We start from the raw sequence: 16,838 nt of genomic DNA, 5'->3' as shown, positions 1-16,838 counted from the left end.
GCCGCGCGCGGTCCGCCGGTCGGCGTAGCCTTCGTGCATGGCAGAGAGCAAGGTCCGGAAGGCCGCGGCGAAGAAGCCGGTGGCGAAGAAGGCGGCGGTGAAGCCGAGGAAGCCGGAATCGCACCTGGCGATGGTGCGGCGGGCCCGGCGGATCAACCGCGAGCTGGCGGAGCTGTACCCGTACGCGCATCCGGAGCTGGACTTCGAGAACCCGTTCCAACTGCTGGTGGCCACCGTGCTGTCGGCGCAGACCACCGACCTGCGGGTGAACCAGACCACCCCGGCGCTGTTCGCGAAGTACCCGACGCCGGAGGACATGGCGGCGGCGAACCCGGAGGAGCTGGAGGAGATCATCCGCCCGACCGGCTTCTTCCGGAACAAGGCGAAGTCGCTCCTGGGCCTCTCGGCAGCGCTGCGCGACGAGTTCGGCGGCGAGGTCCCCGGCCGGCTGGCCGACCTGGTGACCCTGCCCGGTGTCGGCCGCAAGACCGCCAACGTCGTCCTCGGCAACGCCTTCGGGGTCCCCGGCATCACCGTGGACACCCACTTCGGGCGGCTGGCCCGGCGGTTCGGCTGGACCACCGAGGAGGACCCGGTGAAGGTCGAGGCGGCCGTCGCCGAGATCTTCCCGAAGTCGGAGTGGACGATGCTCTCGCACCGGGTGGTCTTCCACGGCCGCCGGATCTGCCACTCCCAGAAGCCCGCCTGCGGCGCCTGCCCGATCGCGCCGCTCTGCCCCTCGTACGGCGAGGGGGAGACCGACCCGGAGAAGGCACGCAAGCTGTTGAAGTACGAGATGGGTGGCCAGCCCGGGCAGCGGCTGCGGCCGCCGGCCGACTTCCCCGGTGAGGCGGCCGCCCGCGCGGACGCCGCCGACCACCACGGACGGGTCGCGGACCTGGCGGTGGACGCATGAGCGGGCGGTGCGGGCAGCTGGGGCCGGAGGCCGGGGGAGTCGCGCGGGGCGTCGAGGCCGACGGGCTGCCGACCTGGCTGGAGCCGGTCAGGGAAGCGGCCGAGCGGGTGCTGCCGGAGCAGCTGAGCCGCTTCCTGCCGCCGCCCGAGGGCGGCCGGCCGGCGGCCGTGCTGATGCTGTTCGGCGAGGGGCCGGAGGGCCCGGACCTGCTGCTGATCGAGCGGGCCCGCTCGCTGCGCTCGCACGCCGGACAGCCGTCCTTCCCGGGCGGTGTGCTGGACCCGGAGGACGGCGATCCGAACGGCCCGGGCCCGATCGCGGCGGCGCTGCGCGAAGCATGGGAGGAGACCGGCCTGGACCCGGCCGGGGTGCAGGTGTTCGCGGAGCTGCCCCGGCTGTACATCCCGGTGAGCGGCTTCGTGGTGACCCCGGTGCTCGGCTGGTGGCGCGAGGAGTCGCCGGTGCGCCCGGTGGACACGGCCGAGACCGGCGCGGTGTTCCGAGTCACGATCGCGGAGCTGGCGGACCCGGAGAACCGGGTGCGGCTGCGCCACCCGTCGGGGCACATCGGGCCGGCCTTCACGGTCGCCGGGCGGCTGGTCTGGGGCTTCACCGCCGGGGTGATCGACCGGGTGATGCACCACAGCGGCCTGGAGCTGCCCTGGGACCCGTCCCGGATCGTCGACCTCTCGGACGACGCGCTGGCCCTGGTCCAGGGAGACCTCGAACACTCCCGGGTGCTGTCGAGCGGCGACGCCGACGCTTCGTGACCGACCGCCGGCGCGTGCGGCGGGCGGACCGTGGGAGGGTGTCCGAGTGAACGTCCTGGATGTGCTGCTGATCGCCGCGGCCGTGGCATTCGCCGTGTCGGGCTATCGGCAGGGCTTCGTGGTCGGCGTGCTCTCGCTGGTCGGCTTCCTCGGCGGCGGCCTGCTCGCCGTCGAACTGCTGCCGCTGCTGGTGCTCGATCACATCGGCCCGGGCACCACGGCCTCGGTGGTGGCGGTCGTGGTGGTGATCGTCCTCGCCGCGATCGGCCAGGCGATCACCGCGCACTTCGGCTGGAAGCTGCGCGGACACATCGGGCGCCGCCCGGCCCGGGTACTGGACGCGAGTGGCGGCGCGGTGGTGAACGTCGTCTCGATGCTGCTGGTGGCCTGGCTGATCGGTTCGGCGCTGGCCGGGGCCTCGCTGCCGACGGTCTCCAAGCAGGTGCGCTCCTCGGCGGTCCTCGGCGGGGTGCAGAACGCGCTGCCCGGCGACGCGCCGAACTGGTTCTCGGACTTCTCCAAGGTGCTCGCCCGCAACGGCTTCCCGCAGGTGTTCAACCCCTTCGAGCACGAGCCGATCACCCAGGTCGACAGCCCCGACCCGGCGCTCGCCGCCAGCCCGGCGGTGGCGCGGGCCAAGCAGAGCCTGGTCAAGGTGGTCGGCACGGCGACCTCCTGCGGCAAGACCCTGGAGGGCAGCGGCTTCGTCTTCGCCCCGCACCGGGTGATGACCAACGCCCACGTGGTCGGCGGGGTCAACGAGCCGACCGTGCAGATCGGCGGGATCGGCCAGTTGTACGACGCGACGGTGGTCCGCTACGACTGGCAGCGCGACATCGCCGTCCTGGACGTGCCCAAGCTGAACGCGCCCGCGCTGGCCTTCGCCGGCGAGGCGAAGACCAACGACAGCGCGATCGTGGCCGGCTTCCCGGAGAACGGCGCCTTCAACGTCCAGCCGGCCCGCATCCGCGGCCGGATCCAGGCCAACGGCCCGGACATCTACCACCGCGGCCAGGTGGTCCGCGACGTCTACTCGGTGCGCTCGGTGGTCCGGCAGGGCAACAGCGGCGGCCCGCTGCTCACCCCGGACGGCGAGGTGTACGGCGTGGTCTTCGCCAAGTCGCTGGACAGCGCGGACACCGGGTACGTGCTGACCGCGGCCGAGGTGCGCGAGGACGTCGAGCAGGGCGGCGCAGCGACCGCGCGGGTGGACACCCAGGGGTGCGCGCTCTGACGGGTGCCGTTCCGGCGGGCGTGGTGCGGGTGGGTGCGGTTCGGGTGGGCGGGTGCGGGTGGGTGCGGTTCGGGCGGGCATGGTGCTGATGGGTTCCGCTCCGGCGGTGGCCCGGCGGTGGCCCGGCGGTGGCCCGGCGGTGGCCCGACGGGCGCGCCGGGCCGGTCCGTGCGATATCCGTCGCCCCGTCAGGTAGCCCTGGTAGCGTCGGCCGCGCTCACCCGTTCGGCTCAACCGGGCGCCGTCCCGGCGTGGGCCCGACGGGAGGTCGTGGCACTCCGATGATGGGTCACTCGCACGCGGTGAGCGGGGCGATGCTGTACGCGGCCTCGGCTCCCTTCCTGCCCCCGCTGCTGCTGCACACCACCCTGCAGCCGGCGGACATACTGATGGGCACGGTGCTGTGCGCGGGCGCGGCCCTGCTGCCGGACCTCGACCACCACGACGGCTCGATCGCCAACTTCCTCGGCCCCGTCTCCAAGGTGCTCTGCCGCTTGGTGGCCTGGGTCTCCGGCGGCCACCGGCACGCCACCCACTCGTTGCTGTTCGTCGCGCTGATGGGCGGCGGCACCTGGGCCGGGGTCACCTACCTGGGCCGCAACTTCACCCTCGGGCTGACCTTCTTCCTCCTCGCGCTCGCCATCCGGGCCCTGCGGCTCTGCCCGCCGGGCGACGGCCCGGAGGCCTGGATCACCGTCATCGGCCTAGCCGCGCTCGGCACCTTCGGGATGAACACCTGGATGCCCAGCTCGCCGGGCTGGCTGCCGTACGCGGTGGCCCTGGGCACGCTGGCGCACCTGCTCGGCGACTGCCTGACCAAGAAGGGCGCACCGCTGCTCTGGCCGCACAAGGAGCGCTACGAGGTCGTGCTGATCAAGCGCAGCGGCAACAGCGTCGAGACCAAGGTGCTGGTGCCGATCATGTCGGTGGCGACCTTCGTCCTGCTCTGGTTCACCGCGCTGTCGCCGACGATCGTGAACTGAACGGGCCGCCCGGGGGCCGGGGGCTTGGCGCACTGGTCGATGCGGGGCGGCGCGAGGCCTCAGGTCTCGCGCCGCAGTCGTGCGCCCACCCAGCGGGCGCGCCGGCCGAGGATGCGGGGGATGCCGAGTTGCCGCCGTTCCGTGTGCCGGCGGCCGTCGGGGCCGTCGAAGCCGAGGTCGTCCGCCCGGTCGGGCCGGTGGGCGGAGCGCTGGGGGCTGTTGTGACGTCGGCCGCGCGGGGCGCCGCCGCTTTCGGGCATCCAACTCATACCGGAAGGGATGCCCCTGGGCCGGTGGAGGTAACCGCCCGGACTCCTTCGAAATTGGCCTATGCGATTGTCATATGAGCGACAATGTAAGGGAGTTGGGTCCAAGGGCCCTTCCGGTCGACCGCACGTTCGGACGCGTTCGGACGCGTGCGGCCGGGGCCGGCCGGGTGCGACCGGATCCGGTTGCGTGCGACCGGGTCGGGCTGGGGCCGGCCGGCTGCGTCCGCTGCGCGTGGCTGCGTCCGTTGCGCCCGTCGCGTCCGGCGTCACTCCTTGTGGCGGCCGACCCAGTCCAGCAACTCGGCGGTGAACTCCTCCGGCACCTCTTCGTGCGGGAAGTGCCCGACGCCCGGCAGCAGCCGCCAGCGGTACGGCGCCGCCACGTACTCGCCGCCGCCGAGCGCGGTGTGCGACAGCAGCACCGGGTCCGCCGCGCCCTGGACGTGCAGGGTCGGCGCGCTGATCGGCTTCTTCATCCGCCGGGCGAACTGGATGCCGTCCGGCCGGGCCATCGAGCGCAGCAGCCAGCGGTACGGCTCGATCGAGCAGTGCGCCGTGCTGGGGATCTGGATCGCCTGCCGGTACGCGTGCACCGCGGCCTCGTCCAGGCCGTTCGGACCGGTCCAGGAGGTCAGGTAGCGGCCGACCAGCTCGGCGTCGTCGGCCACCAGGCGGCGCTCCGGTATCCACGGCCGCTGGAAGCCCAGCACGTGCTCGAAGGCGGCGAACTGCCGGCGGTCGGTCAGCAGCGCCCGGCGCAGGTCCCGCGGGTGCGCGGCGGAGACGACGGTCAGGCTCTGGATGACGGACGGTCGCATCACGGCCGCCACCCAGGCCAGGGTGCCGCCGGAGGCGTGCCCGACCAGGTGCGCCCGGCGTTCGCCGAGCGAGCGGATCACTCCGGTGATGTCCAGGGCGAGGTTGCCCGGGTCGTACCCGCGCGGGGTGCGGTCGCTGCCACCGATGCCGCGCAGGTCGAGCGCCACCGCCCGGTAGCCGGCCTCGGCGAGCGCGGTCAGCTGGTGGCGCCAGGCCCACCAGTACTCGGGCCAGCCGTGCACCAGCAGCACCAGCGGGCCGGAGCCCAGCTCGGCGATGTGGAAGCGGGCGCCGTTGGCCGCGAGGTCGCGGTGCGTCCACGGGCCGGTCTGCCGGACGCTCCAGGCCTCCTCGCCGCCGGCGGCCGGGTTCCCGGAGGAGGCCGCTTCGACGGGTTCCCGTTCGGCCCCCCGCACGGGTGCCGGGCCGGTTCCCTCGGGGGCGGTGCCGGGGACTTCGGGTCCCGCGGGGCCTTCGGGGGTGAGTCCGGCATCGGAGTCGGCGCCGGAGCCGGCACCGGGGTTGGCACCGGAGTCGGGGGACGGCTGCGCGGGCACGGGCGTCTGGTCAAGCGGCATACCGAGAGCGTGTCACATCCGCTCGCCGGACACGCGCCCGGCACTCGTGGCGGCGGGTCCGGTGCCCGCCGCCACGGGGTCGGTTACGGGATGCGGCCGAAGGCCCGGTCGATCTCCTCCTGGGTGGCCGGACGCGGCCGGGCGTTCTTCAGCACGTCGGCGGTCTTCTGGGCGCCCTCGATGGTGCGCACCGGCTTCTCGATCTTCTTGAACGAGCGCCAGGCCAGCATCCCGAGCAGCACCGCGAGCAGCAGGTAGGCGCCCGCCACGATCAGGAAGGACCAGCCCAGCGCCAGGCCCAGCGCGTGGATGCCGAAGGCCGCCGCGGCGCTCAGCATCGGGATGGAGAACAGCGCCACCACACCGGCGACGATCAGCGAGACGCCGCCGGAGACGCCGCGCTTGACGTCCGCCCGGATCTCGGCCTTGGCGAGCGCGATCTCGTCGTGGACCAGCGCGGACAGGTCGGCGGTGGCCGCCGCGAACAGCTGCCCCACCGAACGCTCGCCCTCGTAGGGCGCCCGGCCGTTGCTGGACGGGTCTGCGGCTCCTGCGGGCATCAGCGGTTCTCCTCTGCGGCTGTGCGGCGTGACGCCGCCGCGGGTGTGCGGTTCCGGGGCCGGTGGGGGGTCCGGAGGCGTCTGTGGGTTGTCGACAGCTCAGAATCATGCCTCTACCGGTCAGTCGGACACCACTCCGGGGCCCCGGCGGAGGGATGTGTCCCGGCCATCGGGGGCGCTCCGGAGCCTCAGCCGGGGTGTCCGGGCCGCCCCTGGCGGCCGGTGCCGGAGCCGCGCTCCTCGCCGGTCGTGGGGCGGGCCGACTCTCCGGCCCTCGCCTGCCAGGCCGGGTCGTCCTCCTGGTAGATGTCGGGGATGCCGTCCCCGTCCACGTCCCGGTCCTCCTCCTCGCACAGCTCGCGGTAGTGCCGGTTGCGCAGCTTCAGCAGGACGGTGGCGACCACCGCGGCGAGCACCGAGCCGACCAGCACCGCCGTCTTGGCCCGGGCGGCGAGCGCCGGGTCGTCCGGGAAGGCCAGCTCGCTGATCAGCAGCGAGACGGTGAAACCTATGCCCGCGAGCACCGAGACCGCGACCATGTCGGCCCACTTGAGCCGCGGGTTCAGTTCGGCCCTGGTGAACCGGGCGGTCAGCCAGGCGCCGCCGAACACGCCCACCGACTTGCCGACCAGCAGGCCGATCACGATGCCCAGCGGGGCGGCCTGGGTGAACACCTCGCGCAGCTTCGGGCCGGAGACGGCCACTCCGGCCGAGAACAGCGCGAACAGCGGTACGGCGAGACCGGCCGAGAGCGGGCGGACCAGGTGCTCGATGTGCTCGCCGGGGGAGTGCTGCTCGTCGCCCTCCCGGTGGCAGCGCAGCATCAGGCCCATCGCGACGCCCGCCACCGTGGCGTGGATGCCGCTCTCGTGCATCAGCGCCCAGGTCACGAAGGCCAACGGCACGAAGAGGTACCAGCCGTGGACGCCGCGCCGGTGCAGGAACCAGAACAGCGCCAGCCCGACGAAGGCGAGGCCGAGCGCCCAGAACTTGATGCCGTGGCTGTAGAAGATCGCGATGATCAGGATCGCGATCAGGTCGTCGACCACCGCCAGGGTGAGCAGGAAGGCGCGCAGCGCGGACGGCAGGTGGCTGCCGACCACGGCCAGCACGCCGAGCGCGAAGGCGATGTCGGTGGCGGTCGGGATCGCCCAGCCGCCGAGGTGCCCGCCGCTGCCGGAGTTCACCAGGGCGTAGAGGATCGCGGGCAGCGCCACCCCGCAGACGGCGGCGACCACGGGCAGCAGCGCGGCACTGGGCGTGCGCAGCTCACCCGCGACGAACTCGCGCTTGAGCTCGATCCCGGCGACGAAGAAGAAGATCGCCAGCAGGCCGTCCTGGGCCCAGGTGGCCAGGGACAGGTGGAGGTGGAGCGGGGCGGAGGGGCCGACGGTGTAGTCGAGCACGCTCTGGTAGGCCTGCGGCCAGACGTTGGCCCAGATCAGCGCGATGACGGCGGCGCCCAGCAGCAGCACGCCGCCGACCGTCTCGGTGCGCAGGGCGTCGGTGATGAAGGTGCGCTCGGGCAGTGACAGCCGGCCGAGGAACTGCCGGCGGCGGGTCGTCGGCTCGTGGACGGGCGGCTGGTCGGTCACGCGGGACCTCCTGGGGCTGGGAGCGGCAACGGATGCACGGGTGGTGCAGTTGCCGACCAGACTTCCCGGCGCGCCCTGTGACGCCCGCGACTCCCGTCAGGGATCTTGATGCGTCCTTAGCAGTCTAGCGGGACGGTTGGGTGACATCCGGATTGTCCTAACAAAGGACTTAATCCCTGCGGGCCGGTTCCGCACTCCGGAGGAGCAGCGGCCCCGTACTCGAACGGCGCCGACAGCGGCTCGACGCCCGGATGGCGGCCGACGAAACGGCTGTGCCCAGGGCGGTGATCACCGCCCTGGGCACAGCCGTCGTCTCAGTGGCGCTCAGCCGTTGCCGGCGCCGTGGGCTCGGCCGTTGTCAGTTCTGTGGGCTCAACGGTTGCCGGTGTTGTGGGTTCAGCTGTTGCCGTTGCCGTTGCCGTTGTGGGCTCAGCCGTTGCCGTTGCTGTTGTCCGGGGAGGGCAGCTGGGCCTGGATCTGACTCATGACGGTGCTGTCGGCCAGGGTGGTGGTGTCGCCGACCTCGCGGCCCTCGGCGATGTCGCGCAGCAGGCGGCGCATGATCTTGCCGGAGCGGGTCTTCGGGAGTTCGCCGACGACCTTGATCTGCTTGGGCTTGGCGATCGGGCCGAGGGTGCGGCCGACGTGCGCGCGCAGTTCCTCGACCAGTTCGGGGCTCTCGGTGATGCCGCCGCGCAGGATCACGAAGGCGACGATGGCCTGGCCGGTGGTGGCGTCGGTCGCGCCGACCACGGCGGACTCGGCCACCGAGGGGTGGCCGACCAGGGCCGACTCGACCTCGGTGGTGGAGATGTTGTGGCCCGAGACGAGCATGACGTCGTCCACCCGGCCGAGCAGCCAGATGTCTCCGTCGTCGTCCTTCTTGGCGCCGTCGCCGGCGAAGTAGCGGCCTTCGAAGCGCGACCAGTAGGTGTCGATGTAGCGCTGGTCGTCGCCCCAGATGGTGCGGAGCATGGAGGGCCAGGGCTCGGTGAGCACCAGGTAGCCGCCGGAGCCGTTCGGCACCTCGACGGCGTTGTCGTCCACCACGGTGGCCGCGATGCCCGGCAGGGCGCGCTGGGCCGAGCCCGGCTTGGTCTCGGTGACGCCCGGCAGCGGGCTGATCATGATGGCGCCGGTCTCGGTCTGCCACCAGGTGTCCACGATCGGGCACGTGCCGGCGCCGATGTGCTCGCGGTACCAGATCCAGGCCTCGGGGTTGATCGGCTCGCCGACGCTGCCCAGCACCCGCAGACTGGACAGGTCGAACTTGGCGGGGATGTCGTCGCCCCACTTCATGAAGGTGCGGATCGCGGTCGGTGCCGTGTAGAGGATCGTCACGCCGTACTTCTGGACGATCTCCCAGAACCGGCCCTGGTGCGGGGTGTCCGGGGTGCCCTCGTAGATGACCTGGGTGGCGCCGTTGGAGAGCGGGCCGTAGACGATGTACGAGTGGCCGGTGACCCAGCCGATGTCGGCGGTGCACCAGTAGACGTCGGTCTCCGGCTTGAGGTCGAAGACCGCGTGGTGGGTGTAGCTGGCCTGGGTGAGGTAGCCGCCCGAGGTGTGCAGGATGCCCTTGGGCTTACCGGTGGTGCCCGAGGTGTAGAGGATGAACAGCGGGTGCTCGGCGTCGTGCGCCTCGGGGGTGTGCTCGGTGGACTGGCGCGCGGTGATCTCGTGCCACCAGACGTCGCGGCCCTCGGTCCACGGGATGTCCTGTTCGGTGCGGCGGACCACCAGGACGTGCTCGACGCCGTCGACCTTGGTGAGCGCCTCGTCGATGGCCGGCTTCAGGGCGGAGGGCTTGCCGCGGCGGTAGCCGCCGTCGGCGGTGATGACCAGCTTGGCCTGGGCGTCCTGGATGCGGGAGGCGACGGCGTCGGAGGAGAAGCCGCCGAAGACCACCGAGTGGGTGGCGCCGACCCGGGCGCAGGCGAGCATCGCGATGACCGCCTCGGCGATCATCGGCAGGTAGACGGCGACCCGGTCGCCCTTGCGGACGCCGAGTTCCAGCAGGGCGTTGGCCGCCTGCGAGACCTCGTCCTTGAGCTGGGCGTAGGTGATCGAGCGGCCGTCGCCGGGCTCGCCCTCGAAGTGGATCGCGACCCGGTCGCCCAGGCCGTTCTCCACGTGGCGGTCGACGCAGTTGTACGCGACGTTGAGCTTGCCGTCGGCGAACCACTTGGCGAAGGGAGGGTTGGACCAGTCGAGGGTCTCGGTCGGCTCGACGGCCCAGGTGAGGCGGCGGGCCTGCTCGGCCCAGAAGCCCAGACGGTCCTCGGAGGCCTGCGCGTACGCGGCCGCGGTGACGTTGGCGGCTGCGGCGAGCTCTGTCGGCGGGGCGAAGCGCCGCTCCTCCTTGAGCAGGTTGGCCAGGCTCTCGTTGCTCAACGCGCACTCCTCATCGAGTCATGATCGGGGGCGTTCCCGTGCGTGGGGATTGTCCCGTGTGTCCCAGCGCACAGCTCACCAGGCGAACGGGGCAGTTGACAAGAGGCTCCTGGGAATTGGTGTAGACCTTTGACCGATGGCCGACCGGTCCCCCGCGCGGTCCGCAGGGTGGGACCGGACGGCCGTTCGGGGGAGGGTGGGCCCGTGCCCCGGCCCGCCCGGCGGGGACACGGACCCGGCTCTCAGGCGGCCAGCCGGGGGCCCTCCTCGCTGCCCTCGGCCGGAACCCGATCTCCCTCCCTCACCCGTTCGGCCGATGCTGTGTTCGGCTGGACATCGGGGCCGGTTGCGAGGGGGGCATCGGCGTGGTGTTCGATTCCGTTCGTCCGCTTGCCGGTGCGGGCCTCGACCGGGCTGAACGTCCCGGCGGCCCGGTCCAGGACGTAGGCCTGGGCCGTCGCGAAGTCGAAGTACATCCCGACCAGCCGCAGGGTGTCCTCCTCGACCCGGCGCTCCACCGCCGGGTTCGCCATCAACTGGTCCAGCTGCTGAACCACGTTGGTGATGCAGAGCTGCTCCACGACGTCCACCGCGGGCCGGGTGGCGAACTCCGCCGGGGCCCGTCGGAGCCGGTCCAGCGAGCCGCGGCCGTTGCGCAACCAGCGGGCCAGCGGGGTGGGCGGCCCGGGGCGCTCGTGCACGCCGTCCAGCAGGGCCTGCATCGCGCCGCAGCCGGAGTGGCCGCAGACCGTGATCGAGCGGACCTCCAGCACCTCCACCGCGTACTGCACCGCGGCGGCCACCGAGTCGTCCGCCGCTCCGGGTTCGTGCGGGGCGGGCACCAGGTTGCCCACGTTGCGCACGGTGAACAGGTCACCGGGACCGCTGTTGGTGATCATGCTGGTGACCATCCGGGAGTCCGCGCAGGTCAGGAAGAGCTGGGAGGGCGTCTGCCCCTCGCGCGCCAGCCTGGCGAGTTCCGGCCTGATCAGCGGGGCGGTGTGCAGTTGGAACACCCGGACGCCGTCCAGCAGCCGGCCGTGCGGGTCCTCCTGCTGCTCGATGCAGTGGTGGCCGACCCAGGGCGTCCAGGCCCGGCAGCGGTGCGGGCTCGCCGAACTGCCCGCGCGCACGGTGCCGTCCGGGTCGAGCACCTCGTCGTCCTGGCGGCGCGTCACCATCGAGACCCGGCCGCCCGCGTCCTGGTGCCCGGCCCGCCAGGTGTGCAGCGTCTCGTAGGCGGCGTGGTCCAGGAAGGAGCCGTCGTGGACCACCGTGACCTCGGCCCCGGTGGGAACTCCCGCCAGCGCCCGGCTGAGCCGGGGCACGGCGGTGAAGGTGAGCGGCCCGTGCGTCTGGACGGTGACCGTGCCGTCGGGGCCGCTCTCCACGTCCACGTGGGCGCGGGTCAGCCGGTAGAGGGCGAGCAGTATGGCGGTGCCGGCGCCGATCGCGACGCCCCACAGCACGCCGGCGGCCACCACACCGAGCACGGTGATCAGGTAGACGGGGAACTCGCGGTGCCGGTGCACCTTGCGGATGTGCGCGAAGCTCACCATCTGCAGTCCGACCACCAGCACCAGCGCGCCGAGCGCGGCCAGCGGGATGTGGCGCAGCCCGCCGGTCAGCGCCAGCGCGGCGGCCAGCACCCAGACGCCGTGCAGCACCGAGGCCCACCTGGTCCGGCCGCCGGCCCGCACGTTGGCGGTGCTGCGCACCGCGCCCCCGGCCACCGGCAGCCCGCCGACCAGTCCGCTCACCAGGTTGGCGAGGCCCTGGCCGCGCAGTTCGCGGTCGAGGTCGCCGGTGCGCCGGGACATCCGGTCGATCGCGACGGCGGACAGCAGCGACTCCACGCTGGCCACGGCGGTGATGGTGAGGACGGCGGCGATCAGCCCGAGGACCGGGCCGTGCGGCAGGGCGGGCAGGAGCGACTGCGGCCGCCAGGCGGGCAGCTCGATGTGGGCGAGCCGCAGGTCCAGGGCGAACACGAGTGCGGTGGCCAGCGCGATCCCGGCCAGTGGCGCGGGCACCCTGGCCAGCCGGCCGCCGAACTCGCCGGCACGGCCGGGGAGTCGGCCGAGCCTGGGCCAGCCGACCAGGACGGCCACGGTCACCGCGCCGGCCAGCACCGCGGGTGGGTGCGGGCCCGCCAACTGGCGGGGCAGGGCCAGGATGTCGGCGATCGCGGAGCTCTGCGGGGAGCCGCCGAGGACGACGTGGAGCTGCGCGATGGCGATGGTGATCCCGACACCGGCCAGCATGCCGTGCACGATCGCGGGCGAGACGGCGAGTGCCGTCCGGGCCACCCGGCGTGCGCCGAGCAGGAGTTGGAGTAGGCCGGCGGCCATGGTGATGGCGCAGGTGGCCTGCCAGCCGTACCGGGCGATCAGCCCGGTGGTGACCACCGTCAGTGCCGCCGAGGGGCCGCTGACCTGGAGCGGTGTGCCGCCGAACAGCCCGACCACGATCCCGCCCACGGCCGCGGCGGCCAGACCGGCGGTGAGCGGGGCGCCGGTGGCGAGCGCGATGCCGAGGGAGAACGGCACGGCGATGAGGAAGACCACCAGGGACGCGGAGAGGTCCTGGGCCCACCGGACCCGGGGGCTCTGGCCCGGCGGCGCGTGGTCGGTGGTGTCGGAGGCGATGGGGGCACTGGAGATGTCGAGGGGCATGGTCTTCCCGTCTGTCCGGGGGAACGAACGCAGTCAGGTCCGGTGGTGGGTCCGGGGTGGGGCTCCGGGGCGGATCGGCTGTCGTGGGTCGCGACGGTGTGGCGGGATGGCGTGGGCGCGGCGGGGGAGTGCGGGTGTTACCGGCCGGCGTTGACCATCAGGCCCGCCAGGGCTCCGGGCGAGGTGCGGGACGTCTCACCGGGGGCCGCCGGGCGAACCATCAAGACTCGGTAAACCGAGGGTAATGAAAGCTTTGCACAGCGTGGTTCCGGGAGGGAAGCGGAAAACCCCCTGATTCACCCCAATGGGTGGTGGTCGAACGGTCGGGAATCTGCTGGTGGCAGCGGGCGCGGCATCCTCCGGCCCGCAGGCCGGGCCGGGGGCCGGGGTGGGGGCCGGGGTGGGCACGGGCAGGGCATGGCGAACGGGCCGCGGCCTCCCGGATGGGGAGGCCGCGGCCCGTTCGGCTGCGGTGGTGCGGGTCAGGCGTGGGCGCCCGCCGGGGCCGTGCGCCCGCCGTCGTCCGCGAGCTCGCCCAGGACGAAATCCCCGTCCACCTGTGTCGCGAGGTCGATGCCGACCTTGGAGTTGGCCCAGCTCTCCGCGTTGCGGCGGTGGAAGAGCACCGCCTGCTCGGTGTAGCGGCGCGCGTCCCGCCGCCCGTGCGCCGCGTCGGCCTCGACCCGCAGCTCCTCCAGCACGGCCCGGTTGGCCGGCTCCAGGGACTTCAGCGGCGGCTCGGTGCCCTGCTCCAGGCGGCGCACCCAGTCCGACTGCCCGAAGGTGGTGAGCAGGTCGCCGCCGACCTCGCGGCGCAGGAAGGCCAGGTCGTCCGGGCCCTGCACCTTGTTGCCGACCACGCGCAGCTGCACGCCGAAGTCGCGGGCGTAGTCCCGGTACTGGCGGTAGACCGAGACGCCCTTGCGGGTCGGCTCGGCGACCAGGAAGGTCAGGTCGAAGCGAGTGAAGAGGCCGGAGGCGAAGGAGTCCGAGCCCGCGGTCATGTCGGTCACCAGGTACTCGCCCGGACCGTCCAGGAGGTGGTTGAGCAGCAGTTCCACCGCGCCGACCTTGGAGTGGTAGCACGACACCCCGAGGTCCTCCTCGGTGAACGCACCGGTGGCCAGCAGCCGTACCGAGCCCTCGTCCAGGGCGATCGGGCGGGCGCAGGAGGCGTAGACCGGGTTCTCCTCGACGATCCGCAGCAGCCGCGAACCGCGGCCGGGCGGCGTGGTTTTGATCATCTCGTCGGAGGAGCGGATCAGCGGGTTGCTGCCGCGCAGGTACTCCTTGATCTCCGGCAGGTGGCCGCCCAGCGGGGGCAGTTCGGCGGCCTGATCGTCCGTCAGCCCAAGGGCGGGGCCCAGGTGCTGGTTGATGTCGGCGTCCACGGCGATGACGGGTCGGCCCATGGCCGCCAGGTGGCGGATGAACAGCGCGGACAGCGTGGTCTTCCCGCTGCCGCCCTTGCCGACGAAGGCGATCTTCATCTGGGGACTCCGGCTCTCGCTCAGGGCCCTCGCTGCGGGGCCGCCTGCCCAGGGTGCGCGCGTCGCGGGCCCTAGTTGGAAATCGTTATCGTCTCCGATAGTGGTCATGCTAGCCGGGGTTTGGGTTCCGCCGTGGGCGGGAAGTGAGGATTGCCTCTAACGGGTGATGCGGGGTTGCTGTTCCGGGAGGGGCGGCCCGTTCATTACCCTCGGGTAGGTGAGCACTGGAACTGATCCCCTCGCCCCGCTGGCCCAGCTCCCCGGGGTCCCCGACGCGGTGGCCGAGGTGCGCAAGGCCGTCGACCGGCTCTACGGCCACCGGGTGATGCGCCGCCGCGCGGCCGAGGTCACCTCCGAGTCCGCGCTGCGCGGCGCCCGTGCGTCGGCGGCCCTGGCCGGGGCCGACTGGCCGCTGGAGGAGGTCCGCCGCCGCAGCGACTTCGGCGCGGACCCGGAAGCCCGGACGGTCGGCGCGGCCCTGCGGATCGCCGCCGAGGCCGGCCAGCTGCTGAGCATCTGGCGGCACTCGCCGCTCCAGGTGCTGGCCCGGCTGCACCTGCTCGCGGTCGGCGACGGCGATCCGGCCGCCGGGCGCCCGCGGCGGGTCGGCGAGGGCGCCGAGGAGCTGTTCCCGCTGGAACTGGAGCCGGTGGAGAGCGTCGAGGTCGACGCCGTGGACGGGCCGCTGCCCGTGCTGCCGCCCGCTCCGGGCGCGGAGGAGGTGGCGGCCCGGCTCGACCAGCTCTCCCGGCTGCTGGTGGCCCGGGCGGAGGGCCAGGGCGTGGGCACGCCGGCCCTCGTCGTGGCCTCGGTGGTGCACGGCGAGCTGCTCGCGCTGCGGCCGTTCGGCAGTCACAACGGCGTGATCGCGCGGGCCGCCCAGCGGATCGTGCTGATCGCCGAGGGGCTCGACCCGAAGTCGATCTGTCCGGCCGAGGTCGGCCTGGCGGAGCTCGGCACCGCCGCCCACCGCCGGGCCCTGGCCGGTTACCTGGCGGGCACCCCCGAAGGGATGGCGTCCTGGATCGCGCACTGCGGCCGGGCGCTGCGGCTCGGCGTCCGGGAGAGCACGGCGGTCTGCGAGGCGATGCAGCGCGGGATGGTCTGAGTGGTCGGACCGCGGCGGCCCGCGCCCCACGAGGGGGCGCGGGCGCTCGGCGGGGGCGCGTGAAGAGGGTGCGCGAAGACGAGGATGCGGCGGCACCTGATCCTGCCGGGTGCCGCCGCTGGTGCAGATACCGGGTGACCATGCATGCACCGGAAGTGCCGATCAGACGGGGATCCTGCCCGTTCGTCTGGTCCGGCGGCCCGACAGCGGGTCGGCTGCATGTGGGTGCCCGGATATCTGTACGTGCGGTCCGTGGGGCCTGAACTGCGTTGTCGGTTTGACCTCTTAGGTCCTGACCGGGTCTCGCGGGCCGTGCTTCATTTGTATCGCGTTTCGGGCGAAAGGGGAACCCGAAACGAGAAGTCTGTCCCGGTTGACCGTTTTGTCCAAGGAGGGCGGGGCGGCACGGCCTCAGGCGACGGGGCGGCGCCGGCGGGCGAGGTACCAGATCACCCCGGCGGTCAGCACCGCCGTCCCGGCCGCCACGGCGGTCAGCACCGAACCGCTCGGGGCGGAGAACTCGGGCAGCCGGCGCCGCAGTTCCACCGGCTTCTCGAAGACCAGCACCGGCCAGTCCCGGGCCTGCGCCTCCTTCCGCAGCGCGCGGTCGGGGTTGACCGCCGACGGGTGGCCGACCGCCTCCAGCAGGGGCAGGTCGGTGGAGGAGTCGCTGTAGGCGTAGGACGAGGCCAGGTCGTAGCCCTCGGTGGCGGCCAACTCCCGGATGGCGGCGGCCTTGTTCTCGGCGTAGGCGTAGTACTCGATCTCGCCGGTGTAGCAGCCGTCCTCGACCTTGAGCCGGGTGGCGATGACGTGGTCCGCGCCGAGCAGTCGGCCGATCGGCTCGACCACCTCGGAGCCGGAACTGCTGACGATCACCACGTCCCGGCCGGCCGCGTGGTGCTGCTCGATGAGCGAGGCCGCCTCGTCGTAGATGATCGGGTCGATCAGGTTGTGCAGGGTCTCGGCGACGATCTCGCGGACCTGCTGGACGTTCCAGCCCCGGGTCAGGGCGGAGAGGTACTCGCGCATCTTCTCCATCTGGTCGTGGTCCGCGCCGCCGACCAGGAAGACGAACTGGGCGTACGCGCTGCGCAGTACGGCCCGACGGTTGATCAGTCCGCCCTGGTAGAAGGGGCGGCTGAAGGCCAGCGCGCTGGACTTGGCGATGATGGTCTTGTCGAGGTCGAAGAAGGCCGCCGTGCGCAGCCCGCCGGGTCGAGGGCGAACGGGCGGGCGGAGCTCTTCGGGCCCGGTGGTGTCGCCCTGGGACTCGTCGGCGTAGTCGTCGGCGTTCTCGGTGGTGTCCACGGGAACCGAGGATAGAGGGAGCCGCAAAACACCCCGCCATTCGGCGTACTCGTGGGCGTGCGGGTTTGTGTTTCTGGCCGCTCGGGTACACCATGGAAGTCACGGATCGTTCGCGACCGTGCTAACCCGGTCCGGC

At 72.8% G+C, this 16,838-nt stretch carries 13 protein-coding genes; 5 read left to right on the top strand and 8 right to left on the bottom strand.

Translation table 11 applies throughout. The features are described from left to right. Nucleotides 1-37 precede the first annotated feature (37 nt). From nth to ABZ449_RS19740, 4 genes are all read left to right on the top strand, one after another. Entirely contained in the window at nt 38-916 is an 879-nt protein-coding gene (gene nth, locus ABZ449_RS19755) for an endonuclease III (RefSeq protein WP_360347299.1), read from the top strand. Next, a complete protein-coding gene (locus tag ABZ449_RS19750; protein ID WP_360347297.1) occupies nt 913-1,686 on the top strand; it encodes a CoA pyrophosphatase in 774 nt (257 codons plus the stop codon). Before nth ends, ABZ449_RS19750 begins: the two co-directional genes overlap by 4 nt. 46 nt (nt 1,687-1,732) lie before the next feature. Beyond that, nucleotides 1,733-2,920 (top strand): MarP family serine protease, encoded by a 1,188-nt coding sequence (locus tag ABZ449_RS19745; protein WP_360347295.1) that lies wholly within the window; start codon nt 1,733-1,735, stop codon nt 2,918-2,920. Between the two features lie 281 nt (nt 2,921-3,201). Further along, nucleotides 3,202-3,903, top strand: coding sequence for a metal-dependent hydrolase (locus ABZ449_RS19740; protein ID WP_360347293.1), 702 nt, complete (start codon nt 3,202-3,204; stop codon nt 3,901-3,903). Nucleotides 3,904-3,962: 59 nt separating this feature from the next. On the opposite strand, the gene ABZ449_RS19735 is transcribed toward ABZ449_RS19740, so the two are convergent. From ABZ449_RS19735 to ABZ449_RS19705, 7 genes are all read right to left on the bottom strand, one after another. Further along, nucleotides 3,963-4,172, bottom strand: a complete 210-nt coding sequence (locus tag ABZ449_RS19735; RefSeq protein ID WP_360347291.1) for a hypothetical protein — start codon at nt 4,170-4,172, stop codon at nt 3,963-3,965. 266 nt (nt 4,173-4,438) lie between these two features. Continuing rightward, nucleotides 4,439-5,569, bottom strand: a complete 1,131-nt coding sequence (locus tag ABZ449_RS19730) for an alpha/beta fold hydrolase (RefSeq protein WP_360347289.1) — start codon at nt 5,567-5,569, stop codon at nt 4,439-4,441. 83 nt (nt 5,570-5,652) lie between these two features. Continuing rightward, complete coding sequence (locus ABZ449_RS19725) at nt 5,653-6,129, bottom strand: phage holin family protein (RefSeq protein WP_360347287.1); 477 nt, start codon at nt 6,127-6,129, stop codon at nt 5,653-5,655. Nucleotides 6,130-6,317: 188 nt separating this feature from the next. Beyond that, nucleotides 6,318-7,724, bottom strand: coding sequence for a Na+/H+ antiporter NhaA (gene nhaA, locus ABZ449_RS19720; protein WP_360347285.1), 1,407 nt, complete (start codon nt 7,722-7,724; stop codon nt 6,318-6,320). A 429-nt stretch (nt 7,725-8,153) separates the two neighbouring features. Then, a complete protein-coding gene (acs, locus tag ABZ449_RS19715) occupies nt 8,154-10,118 on the bottom strand; it encodes an acetate--CoA ligase (protein ID WP_360347283.1) in 1,965 nt (654 codons plus the stop codon). Between the two features lie 242 nt (nt 10,119-10,360). Further along, nucleotides 10,361-12,793, bottom strand: coding sequence for a bifunctional SulP family inorganic anion transporter/carbonic anhydrase (locus ABZ449_RS19710; protein ID WP_360347281.1), 2,433 nt, complete (start codon nt 12,791-12,793; stop codon nt 10,361-10,363). Between the two features lie 482 nt (nt 12,794-13,275). After that, complete coding sequence (locus ABZ449_RS19705; protein ID WP_360347279.1) at nt 13,276-14,283, bottom strand: ATP-binding protein; 1,008 nt, start codon at nt 14,281-14,283, stop codon at nt 13,276-13,278. A 217-nt stretch (nt 14,284-14,500) separates the two neighbouring features. Between ABZ449_RS19705 and ABZ449_RS19700 the strand changes: the two genes are divergently transcribed. Further along, nucleotides 14,501-15,391 carry an oxidoreductase gene (locus ABZ449_RS19700; protein WP_360347277.1) on the top strand — a complete coding sequence of 297 codons (891 nt, stop codon included), beginning with the start codon at nt 14,501-14,503 and terminating at the stop codon, nt 15,389-15,391. A 411-nt stretch (nt 15,392-15,802) separates the two neighbouring features. Here the strand turns inward: ABZ449_RS19700 and ABZ449_RS19695 are convergent, their stop codons facing one another. After that, on the bottom strand, nt 15,803-16,600 hold the full coding sequence (locus ABZ449_RS19695; RefSeq protein ID WP_360347353.1) for an HAD-IB family hydrolase: 798 nt from the start codon (nt 16,598-16,600) through the stop codon (nt 15,803-15,805). Nucleotides 16,601-16,838 lie beyond the last annotated feature (238 nt).

Origin of the sequence: Kitasatospora sp. NPDC005856, assembly GCF_040629945.1 — a bacterium.
In the GTDB taxonomy this organism is placed as follows: Bacteria; Actinomycetota; Actinomycetes; order Streptomycetales; family Streptomycetaceae; genus Kitasatospora.
Note: the sequence above shows the minus strand (reverse complement) of the source record. Positions and strands in the feature narration are given on the sequence as shown.

Excerpts from the sequence above, each read along its gene's own strand:
- nth (WP_360347299.1), top strand. The coding sequence starts at position 38 with ATGGCAGAGAGCAAGGTCCGGAAGGCCGCGGCGAAGAAGCCGGTGGCG.
- ABZ449_RS19750 (WP_360347297.1), top strand. The coding sequence starts at position 913 with ATGAGCGGGCGGTGCGGGCAGCTGGGGCCGGAGGCCGGGGGAGTCGCG.
- ABZ449_RS19740 (WP_360347293.1), top strand. The coding sequence starts at position 3,202 with ATGATGGGTCACTCGCACGCGGTGAGCGGGGCGATGCTGTACGCGGCC.
- ABZ449_RS19735 (WP_360347291.1), bottom strand. The coding sequence starts at position 4,172 with ATGAGTTGGATGCCCGAAAGCGGCGGCGCCCCGCGCGGCCGACGTCAC.
- ABZ449_RS19730 (WP_360347289.1), bottom strand. The coding sequence starts at position 5,569 with ATGCCGCTTGACCAGACGCCCGTGCCCGCGCAGCCGTCCCCCGACTCC.
- ABZ449_RS19725 (WP_360347287.1), bottom strand. The coding sequence starts at position 6,129 with ATGCCCGCAGGAGCCGCAGACCCGTCCAGCAACGGCCGGGCGCCCTAC.
- ABZ449_RS19710 (WP_360347281.1), bottom strand. The coding sequence starts at position 12,793 with ATGCCCCTCGACATCTCCAGTGCCCCCATCGCCTCCGACACCACCGAC.
- ABZ449_RS19705 (WP_360347279.1), bottom strand. The coding sequence starts at position 14,283 with ATGAAGATCGCCTTCGTCGGCAAGGGCGGCAGCGGGAAGACCACGCTG.